The sequence below is a fragment of the Vibrio sp. 1S139 genome (genome assembly GCF_041439475.1).
GTDB classification, from domain to species: Bacteria; Pseudomonadota; Gammaproteobacteria; order Enterobacterales; family Vibrionaceae; genus Vibrio; species Vibrio crassostreae_C.
The window spans coordinates 1-9,587 of sequence record NZ_JBGOOD010000097.1 but is presented as its reverse complement, the minus strand read 5'-3'; the positions used below and the strand labels follow the sequence as shown (position 1 = coordinate 9,587).

The 9,587-nt window shown below is 42.4% G+C and carries 6 protein-coding genes and 1 pseudogene; 6 read left to right on the top strand and 1 reads right to left on the bottom strand.

The window, feature by feature from the left end; genetic code table 11:
* Both ACED46_RS20520 and ACED46_RS20515 read left to right on the top strand, forming a co-directional pair.
* Window positions 1–596 (top strand): annotated as a pseudogene (locus tag ACED46_RS20520) (site-specific integrase); the annotation flags it as partial.
* 102 nt (window positions 597–698) lie between these two features.
* Window positions 699–1,895 carry an NAD(P)/FAD-dependent oxidoreductase gene (locus ACED46_RS20515; RefSeq protein ID WP_371722318.1) on the top strand — a complete coding sequence of 399 codons (1,197 nt, stop codon included), beginning with the start codon at window positions 699–701 and terminating at the stop codon, window positions 1,893–1,895.
* A 3-nt stretch (window positions 1,896–1,898) separates the two neighbouring features.
* Here the strand turns inward: ACED46_RS20515 and ACED46_RS20510 are convergent, their stop codons facing one another.
* Window positions 1,899–2,225, bottom strand: a complete 327-nt coding sequence (locus ACED46_RS20510) for a helix-turn-helix domain-containing protein (RefSeq protein WP_371722317.1) — start codon at window positions 2,223–2,225, stop codon at window positions 1,899–1,901.
* A gap of 104 nt (window positions 2,226–2,329) precedes the next feature.
* Between ACED46_RS20510 and ACED46_RS20505 the strand changes: the two genes are divergently transcribed.
* From ACED46_RS20505 to ACED46_RS20490, 4 genes are all read left to right on the top strand, one after another.
* A complete protein-coding gene (locus ACED46_RS20505; protein WP_371722316.1) occupies window positions 2,330–2,860 on the top strand; it encodes a hypothetical protein in 531 nt (176 codons plus the stop codon).
* Window positions 2,854–4,233: a DEAD/DEAH box helicase gene (locus tag ACED46_RS20500; RefSeq protein WP_371722315.1), complete on the top strand. Its 1,380-nt coding sequence runs from the start codon at window positions 2,854–2,856 to the stop codon at window positions 4,231–4,233. The genes ACED46_RS20505 and ACED46_RS20500 overlap by 7 nt, the downstream gene beginning before the upstream one ends.
* A gap of 1,575 nt (window positions 4,234–5,808) precedes the next feature.
* Window positions 5,809–8,475: a DUF2235 domain-containing protein gene (locus ACED46_RS20495; RefSeq protein ID WP_371722314.1), complete on the top strand. Its 2,667-nt coding sequence runs from the start codon at window positions 5,809–5,811 to the stop codon at window positions 8,473–8,475.
* Entirely contained in the window at window positions 8,468–9,046 is a 579-nt protein-coding gene (locus ACED46_RS20490) for a hypothetical protein (protein ID WP_371722312.1), read from the top strand. The genes ACED46_RS20495 and ACED46_RS20490 overlap by 8 nt, the downstream gene beginning before the upstream one ends.
* The last annotated feature ends 541 nt before the right edge of the window (window positions 9,047–9,587 follow it).

The window sequence follows — 9,587 nt, the reverse complement described above, 5'->3', positions numbered from 1 at the left end:
GACTCATCAACAGGCTACTGCATGATCTCCATACACCACATTTGACAATAGCTCTCAAGAGGTTAATAAAGTATGAGCTTATATCTAGTGAGTCTGAGGTGGATGATTTTATATATTTGAATTCAGAGACAGCTAAATCTGTAAAACAGTCTGCAGCTTATATGGATTTTAAGCGATTGAGCTTGAGGGCTGGTATCGTGACTAAAACCTGTCAAAGTATGTTTAGACATCGTTTTGTAACTAACATGGTTAAGCTACATCTTGTTTCTTTCATGGATAAAAACCCTTTGAAGAGCGCTCATAATTTTAATGATAAAGATTATGAAACCATTCTTAAGAAAGTTGCTAGTTTCACTGATCATAAAGACCATAAAAGCTTGAACGAATATATTGATCTAGCTTGGGAAGAGCTAGATGTCTTTGAGTATGCTTATCAAATGAAGAGTTTACACTCACGTTTTAGTGCAATATCGAAACTGGTGAGTGATGCTAGAGCACAGCTAAAGGGGCTAAATTATAGTGAGGCTGATTTAAAACCTATAATAGAAAACTTGAACGCGATTGAAGAAGAGTCGAACCTTCTAGTTGATAAGTGACTAGATATGTTGATACCTGCGTGAGCTTGTTGCTGGTGAATGCCTTTTTCCGTACTATGTCGCTCTTTTATTTATCACTCACAGCCCTGAGAGTCTTATTTCATGTCAGCTATTCAGTCAGATGTTATTGTTATTGGAGCTGGCGCCGCCGGTTTAATGTGCGCAGCTAGTGCAGGTCAACGCGGGCGTTCAGTTCTTGTGCTTGATCATGGTAAGCGGCCTGGTCGTAAGATTCTTATCGCTGGAGGTGGGCGTTGTAACTTCACCAACTATGATGTCACAGCAAAAAACTTTTTAAGTCAAAACCCCCACTTTGTTAAATCTGCACTGGCTCAATATACCAATTGGGATTTCATTTCGATGATCTACAAGCATGGTATTGAGTTTGAAGAGCGTGATCACGGGCAATTGTTTTGTGTTAATGATCATGACTCGAAAGATATCGTAAAAATGCTAATTAATGAGTGTGATGAAACTGGTAATGTGAAGTATAAGTACCAATGTGAAATCACTTCAATTGAACGTGTAGCCGATAATAACTTTAAAGTAGAGACTTCCAATGGAGTTTTTAATTGTCAGTCTTTGGTTGTCGCAACGGGTGGACTTTCAATGCCACGTTTAGGTGCAACCCCTTTGGGCTGGAAAGTCGCTGAACAGTTTGGTTTAGGGGTTGTTTCTCCTCAAGCAGCCTTGGTACCGTTCACATTAGATGGTCGAGAAAAGGGGTTAACAGAATTAACTGGAACTGCTCTACCTGTCCGAATTAGCTGTAACAGTCAAGAGTTCCTAGAAGCTCTTTTATTTACTCACCGAGGTATCTCTGGCCCATCAGTATTGCAAATTTCTTCGTATTGGAACTCTGGCGATGTAGTTCAAGTTGATTGGCTACCTGGTTTGAGCGCTATTGAGCTGATTGAAAAAACAACAACAAACAACCCAGCACAAGAGGTTAAAACAACTCTGTCTAAAGTATTACCTAAACGCCTTGTCGAGTATTTTATCGAACTTAATGTGTTTGAAAATAAACCACTGCGCCAATTGAATAAACGAGAGATAGAGAATATTAGCTCTGCTCTTCACTCTTGGGAAATTAAACCTAATGGGACTGAAGGGTATAGAACAGCTGAAGCGACCATTGGTGGTGTTGACACCAATTATTTATCGTCTAAAACAATGGAAGCTAGAGATATTCCTGGTCTTTACTTTATTGGTGAGTGTGTTGATGTGACAGGTCACCTTGGAGGGTTTAACTTCCAATGGGCTTGGTCGTCTGGTTGGGTCGCAGGCCAAAACGCATAAGACTTATTTACTTTCAATATCTTGAATATTTTCACCTATAAGGTTGATGAGCTTCTGTTTTTCAGCCTTACTCATTTTTGCTATCAGGCAAACTAGTTCTGCCGAGCTTTCATCCTCACAAAAAAAGTAGTTTAAAGGTACGCCAAGTTCGTCAGCCATTTTCTTTAATGTACTGATATCTGGAGTGTGTTTCCCTTTCTCATACTGATTCATTCGCGCACTAGCCGAACTTTCATCGATACCAATACGCATCCCCAATTCTTTTTGGGAGATCTTTGCTTTTTTGCGAACTTCTTTGAGCCGCACAGGAATAGGGTTGTCGATCGACATTTAGAATTCATATTAATAGGCTCTATGTAACTAAGATTTTCTTAGTTTTACTGATTTCTGTATACTAAGCAATCCTTAGTATTTTTGAATGGTGTAGTCAGTAAGTGAAACGTTCTACTAGAATCAGTGCGGTAATGTTTAAGCTGTTGATTGAAAAAAGAATGGATGGTTTTTCTGTTATAGAGGCAAGGGATGCTTCATTAAATGATGGGGATGGTACACAAAACCTTGATGAAGCTCGGAAGAAGGTTTATCGGCAAATATGGCAATACCAACAAAGGGGTTGGCTGCGCAGTGAAGGAAAAGGAAGAAACAAAAGATACTTTCAAACTGAGCAATTTATGGAGCTTGAAGCCGCGCCCCGAAGAAAAGTTGAACGAGAAGCTTCTACAAAACAGACTACACCGGATTATTCCGTGTTATTTCGAGAGAGTAATGAATACAAAGGTGAATTGGAGCTCGTTCTTAGTGAAATAGATGAATATCAATCATTAAGGTGTCGGTTTCCTGAACTCGAGAGCCGATTAATGCCATTGTTACAACATGCAAGAGAACGCTCTGCGCACTTGCTTGGAAAGATGAATGGATTAGAGAATGTTCTTAAAACTCTTTCTGAGGGCAATCAACCGTGTTGAGGCAGTGGCAGGTTGAATGTTCTGAAGATGCGTTGCAGAAGTTCAGAGGAAACCGACAACACTTCTTTTGCCAAGCAACGCCTGGTTCTGGAAAAACGGTGCTCGCTGCAACTGTCGCATCAAGATTACTTAATGATGATATGGTCGATCTTGTATTGTGCTTCTCTCCATCTTTAACGGTTTCTGAGGGAATCAAAAAAACCTTTTCTAAGACTCTTAATTGCACTTTTAACGGTGGTCTAGGCTCTATCGGGCAGTCGTTAACATATCAATCCATTCAATTTCTTAACGATGAATTTTGGGAGACGTTACGTAATCATCGAGTGTTTGTTGTATTTGATGAGATCCACCATTGTTCTGGGACTGAGTTTGAAAATGCGAACGTCTGGGGGCAGCAAGTGCTCACTAAGATTCAGGGACTAGCGACCTATACTCTTGCGATGTCGGGGACTCCGTGGCGCTCTGACTCTTTACCTATTGTTATGGGTGAATACAGTGACCCAGACGGACAGCTCCTTGTCGACTTCCAGTACACCCTTAAACAGGCTATTGATGATGGTGTCTGTAGAGCACCTAATATTGTATTGGTTGATAATGAGCAATTGTCTGTCTGTAGTAGCGAAAAAGTGGAGTCATTTTCATCGATCTTAGAGATGCTTAAACAGACGAAAGCGTCTTATCAGAGTGTGATACATAACCAAGAAGCGATGGAGTATTTACTCGGTTTAGGATGTGATCGGCTAGCAAAAATACGTATTGACTCTTCCAATGCCGGTGGATTAGTTGTTGCTGCATCGGTTCAACATGCTCAAGCTATCAAAGATATACTTTTTTTAAAGTTTGGCCAAACCGTTTCAATTGTCACTTATAGGCATGAAGAACCACTCGCAGAAATAGACCGTTATCGACAAGGTGACTCTCAATGGATTGTTAGTGTCGGAATGATAAGTGAGGGGACAGACATACCTAGACTCCAAGTGTGCTGCCATATAAGTTCTGTCAAAACGGAATTATATTTCAGACAAGTACTAGGACGTATTCTTCGTATAGACTCTTCCATGGCTAGGCAAGCATGGCTATTTACGTTTGCGGAACAAAACCTCATTCAGTTTGCAGAGCGAATTGAAGATGATATTCCAGAATCTTGTATCTATGTGAATATGGGAAAACCAATGGAGACAGAGCTAGTTAATCGACAGAATAATTTAACTGCTAAGCTTTCGAGAGAGCCTCTAAATAGTATCGACGCAACAGTATCCTGGGAAAGACGTACGGGCAATTCAAACAACCTTTACGGGACACTAGGGACGTTTGATGAATTGCGGCTTGGTGCTTTTAAACAGAGAGTGATTTCGGCTTTTACCTCTATGTGAACGGGGTCGCATGGGCTAGGTTGATTAATTATAGGTGCGTAGGCGGGACGAAATGAACTACTTTGCAGAGGACCCCTTCTAGGTAATGTAAACCTGGAGGGGAAATGAAAAGACTGAAACAGCAGTACCGAAAACGTATTAAATGACAGCGTCAATATCTTTGGGGTTTTTATCCCAGCATTCGCAGTGGAACCCACAAGCACTTTTCAACAAAACAGGAAAAGGGCTATTACTTTCTTCACATGATTGAGTGCAGAGGGTACCCGATTAAATTACGCGCTGCGCGAGGAAGAGCTTTGGCTAACCCGTGGGATGACTATCCAGCGTATGTGCATGACCTAGCAAAAAGTTGGAAGCATAATTCAAAACGACGTTATCAGTACTATAAGTAAGCTTAACGATGGCGTAGGGGCTTTTCTTTTTCCGAATGCCAGAAACGACAAGAGCCACTAATTGTAGTGGCTCTATTACGCGCAACCTGTGGTCAATACTCTATAAGCGGAAGAGGGCTGGGCTATCGTATGTCCTCGGTGGTCTGCTTTGCAATTAAGCCAAGTTCAATTCGATACCATTACCTCTGATCAGACAGTAAGTAGTAACTCCAAGAAAAAGCAGGGATACCCGAGGCTCTCAACGTTAGATTAAAGCTAAGAACCGAATGTGGCAAGCTTACTCTGTCCAGAGACATGTCAACACGGTCACCATTAGCCCGTTTATGCCCCATTGCGCATTTAGAGTTCTTTTTATTTTGTTTGTTCTTTCTGAGTTTGAGCTAGTTATTTCTGGTACTGCATACACTTTGATTTTCGTTCAATAAATTCAGTCATAATGACAGGCATTAATGGCACACACACGGCTCATTCATCGATAACATTGGCTCATTCATTAATCAAAGAACAAGAGTGAATTTCTTAGGAAAGGTGGCACCTAGTCATGAACATCACCCTGTCTTAAAGCGCGGCAAGATGCCATTCCCGTTTATTGGCGAGTAAATTGTTCTGAATAAGACTACCCACTGAGTTAGAGAAACCCATATCAAACGAGGCTAATTACATTGAATACGAAAAAAATTAAGACAATATTTACAAATATAGTTTTATCTTTAGCAGCCCTTTTTTGCCTGGGGGGGCTTGGCTTTTTAGGATATATGGCGTTTTTTATTTATGCTGTCGGTGAAGTTGGTTGGCGATAAATTTGGACTGTGTGATCTTGCTGTGGACAAACAAAAATTGGTTGTTAATTAATAGGGATTAGACCATTTATTACTAACAGAGGTTATCTTAAATCTAACTGTCAGCTGAAATGCTCAAATCGTTTGTCCAGAGTCTTTATAGATCTGAAGTTTACTGGTAGCACTTTTCTCTCAAAGTGTCAGCTAGCTTAGATCTGCCCCATTCCTTCAGCAAATAACCAATCATTTAACTGATTTGTCTAACAGGTTCATCAGTTGATACTGACTATCTGGTAATTCAGTCATAATGACAGGGAAGAGCGGCACACACGCACCCTATTATTCAGTAAGATACGATTATTTATTCGCCAGTAATTAGTCGGACTTGTATAGGAATAAGTGCCATGAGTATATCGGATATAAAAGTAGTAGAGTTTCATCAAAAGCAAGGTGGTCAGTCTGTCGCTGCCGATGAACTAACAAGCTACTTGATTGACAGTGGTTCAATATCTAAATTTCATAATGCGCTGCCTGATGAGTTGCAACGAATACTTGCTCCTTTTGTGGAAAAAAGCCGAAATGCTTACCTCAACGCATTAAAGTCCCAATTAAAATCAGAAAGATGGGTGGTGGTCAACGTAGCATCTTCCGTGTCTGCCTCTTCTTATAAAAGTGCGTATTACCCACCAGTGCAACAAGAGCCTAAACTCGCAAGCGTCCAAACCACCGTCACTCATACAGAAGAAGATCAAAGACCGGAGCTTGAATACGCTTTTGAGCTCTCTTGCTCTCAGTCGTCTTTTAAAGCACATGTTGGGTGGGATGTGGCGTTAGCTAAAACGAGTACGTCACCGATGCATTCTCGTTGGAGTGAACAAGAAAACGAGCACAGCATTCAATTGGTGGCCAGCATAAAAGAGGATGCGCCAAGGACGCTTGCATTGTCATCGAGAGGCTCTTCAGTACCCCTATCAATCCCTGATGTCTTAGCCAAGCCTAAAGGGACGAATGCACTCAATGAAGCTTTCCTCGCAGTGATGCCAGCTGTACAGTTTGGTGAACGACTAGGGCTTGCCACTCAAGGGTACTATTACCACTTTAGTGAAGGCAAGCTCGTTCAAGAGTACAAAATCATCGGTAATGGTAATTGTCGGTTCTGCCTGACCTATTCGGATGAACTCACACTTAGCGATGAGCTTCGTCCTACCGCTTGGCAAAGTGCGATACCGATTCAATGGCGTATCGATAATCAGGTATTGGACAGCCAGCATTTACTCTATCTACCTCGTAAGTTGACACAAGATGAGTTTTCTTCGGTGAACCCAGCGTGGCTCAATGAGCAAGGACTTGCGTTGAATATTTCAGAACTTGTGGATGTAGGGCAAGGTAAGGAAACCCCGAATGAACGATATCATGTCCCACTGGATTGCCATTACTCACACCCTGGCCGTTTATTACATGGGACAGAGATTGTGGCCATCAATAGCCCCAGTCTCGTTTCCAAAGGCATTCCGGTCGTCAACCTTCGCCCTGAAAAACTCTTTCGTATCGGCGTGTTTTTTGATGGGACGGGGGCCAACGATAAGAATGACGCTTACAAAGAGCAGCGTGGAAATAAGTCACGCAGTAATGTGGCGCGTTTGTTTGCGGCTTATCCGCAAATTCAAGGTGAATCAGCAAAAATATACATATCGGGCGTGGGCACCGTCGACATTGAAGACGACAGTCAGCGCCCCGCCATCATTGATGCAGCCAAAGATGAAAGCGATCTAGAGCAGGCGTTTGGTGTTGAGTTTGAAAAGACGTTTAACGGTAACATTAAAGCTGCCATGGATTTGGGGGCAGGGTTAGTCGGTAAAGCCCTTTTCGATGCCGCTTTCGACTATGCGGACGGTGAAAATGGTGCGTTTTACAAATGGCAGAGTTTGTTGTCGACATTACGAGATATTGCAACGGATGAATCAAGCGGATACCCATCCGCCACCCATATCGTTTTTGATGTTATCGGCTTTAGCCGAGGTGCGGCATTATCTCGTCACTTTGTTAATGCCCTGTATCAAGGTTTACCCGATTACCATAGACCAGTCTCGGGCAAGCAAGCGGATGTCACGATTTACCCTCATCTATTGGGTAATGAAACCAACAAAAAGTTTTCAGAGGAAGGTGGTTATGAGCGCGATGATACGAAAGGCGTCAGTGTAAGGTTCTTGGGATTATTTGATACCGTAGGGTCGTTTTACTTAGCGGGGAATAACGATGAAGGTAATTTTCAGTTGGGCCTAGAGCCGACGATGGCCACCACGGTCTTGCAGTTGGTTGCTGAGCATGAGTATCGGAAAAATTTCCCATTAACGTCACTGAGTCGTGATAATTGGTTACCCGATAATTTCCACCAAGAACATTTCCCTGGATGCCATACCGATGTGGGAGGCGGTTACCCTTCAATTGAGCAATATGAGAAAGAGGGACTCCCTGACTATGTGGGCTTTCCGGTAAGCAGTACCTACAACCGTAACGAAATAAAATCAGAAACCCTTGATATCGTGCACGCTAATTTTGCATACCCTGGGGGAAGTCTAGATAAGGCTGCGATGATAGAGCGCACTCGTCAAGTTAAAGACGCTGAATGGGAAAAGACATGCCGACAACGGTTTGGCCATTACGGTGAGGTAAAAGAAAAAGACAACACGCTCTATTTTTATCACTTTAAACCCGTGAGTAATGCGATAGCAGGGCTAGCCCTCGAGCGCATGAAGCAACAAGCTCAAAACGCAGGGATTGAGTGGATCGATCGGGTGTATGTTGAAAACCTAACTCCTGACTATGTCACCGATGCGCTCTGCCAGTCTTTATGGGATGAATTATCAACCAAGCCATTGGGGGAGTTAACCAGCGAAGATTGGAAGACTACGCTTCAACCAACGCTTATCTTTGACAACTATATCCACCGCTCTCATGATACGGTGATAAATCTCCCATATAAGACGGTCAAGGAAACGCTTATAAACAGCATCACAACCGATGAAAAAACAGAGAAAACACCAGAGCGGAGAATTTGGGACAATGCCTAAGTACGTAATAGCGACACTCCTCATTGCAATGGTCGCCTTGAGTGGCTGTCAAGAAGAGCAGCCATTAATAAAAGCAACCATCGGTAACGCAGGAAGCCTTAGTGATTTCTATATTATGAGTGACGTGTCTATCCAAACCACAGGAGGCGGTTGGACCGGCTTTAGTTATGGAGCCGTCAATGGCTATCCTGGAGCCAGTGCCGACATCGGAAAAATGGGCGTCCCATCACACATCAAAGGGATGTGGAGTAAAGGCTGGAATTATGATGATGAACTAGTCTACTACCGTATTGATGCACCGATTGACGCTGAATTAGCTGAGAAGAAAATGCGTACTTTGCAGAACTATTATGAAAACCACGAGCGAAAAAGTGGGGTAATGCAGGTGGTAGTAGACGAGGCGCGTATTCAAGTGATGTTCACTAAAAAGTGTCATGAGCCTTATGATAATTGCTCCCCTGCTCTAAACAGTGATCCTGAAGGGTGGGTCGTTAAGTCGCCTACCGGCCATACTGATGTTGTTATTATATTTGATGGTAAAGGAGAGTCTTCGCCTGTACCGTTTGAATGATGGTTACCGGTAAGGCAATCAGCAACATATACAACTCCAACAGAACGCCTTGAGTTCATCAAATTGTTGATTGAGCACTAGACAAATCATTGAAGCATTAGCTGGCATTAGGAATGCCCGTCAGTTATGAATTCGATACTAACTAGCTCATTTCCCCCTGAATATTCTGACATGATTATCCACATCGCAAGTTGCGATTCGCAGGGTGCGATGTGGAATGAAAACCATCTAGTGTCTTGTTTTTAATTTGGTTGTTCCTGCAACGGTCAAGTAAGAGATAGGATTAACGTTATTGATTCATATATGCACCTAATTGTGGTCAGGTGATAGATTTTCAAATATTCTCTGTGTGGCTGGAATTTAGATTGAATGAAGGCTTTACTTCAGAGCAGGAACGTCATGACCAAACAAAACGAAGATACACGGGTAAAGATACCAACCATATTACACCTTACCCGCTTAGGGTATAAATACTTATCTTTAAAGCGTAAGCGTCTTTAAATCGACTCATTGACTTTCAAGCCTCAACACAGATACCGCC

What these genes read in the sequence shown, in the direction of transcription:
- ACED46_RS20515 (WP_371722318.1), top strand. Translation starts at nt 699, where the DNA reads ATGTCAGCTATTCAGTCAGATGTTATTGTTATTGGAGCTGGCGCCGCC.
- ACED46_RS20510 (WP_371722317.1), bottom strand. Translation starts at nt 2,225, where the DNA reads ATGTCGATCGACAACCCTATTCCTGTGCGGCTCAAAGAAGTTCGCAAA.
- ACED46_RS20495 (WP_371722314.1), top strand. Translation starts at nt 5,809, where the DNA reads ATGAGTATATCGGATATAAAAGTAGTAGAGTTTCATCAAAAGCAAGGT.
- ACED46_RS20490 (WP_371722312.1), top strand. Translation starts at nt 8,468, where the DNA reads ATGCCTAAGTACGTAATAGCGACACTCCTCATTGCAATGGTCGCCTTG.